Annotated in this window: 1 pseudogene; it reads right to left on the bottom strand. The window is 61.8% G+C overall.

Going from position 1 to position 296, the window contains the following annotated elements:
- Nucleotides 1–296 (bottom strand): annotated as a pseudogene (locus ACYQ2W_RS26780) (transglutaminase domain-containing protein); the annotation flags it as partial.

Below are 296 nucleotides of genomic sequence, written 5' to 3'. Positions count from 1 at the left end.
GGTCCGCGGTCACAAACATCTGCTCCGGAATCGCATGCTCCAGCGCCGAACTGAGCGCCCCCAACTGGAACACCAGATTGAACTTGTTCGTCCCATCGTCCGTCTGCGCGGTAATGTTCAGCGCATCCAGGTCCATCGATATTCCGCCGGTACGGATCGCATTGGGCAGCCCCCAGAAGTAGTCCACCTGCGGCACATACCCGTAGGTGCCGCCGGAGGGCAGCTGCTGCATATGCGCCTTCTGCTGGAGCGTCATCACGTGGGCCATCCCCTGACTCTCGGCGAAGTAGCCGAGC

The sequence above is a fragment of the Endothiovibrio diazotrophicus genome, assembly GCF_054657215.1.
This window is presented reverse-complemented; position numbering and strand designations above follow the sequence as displayed.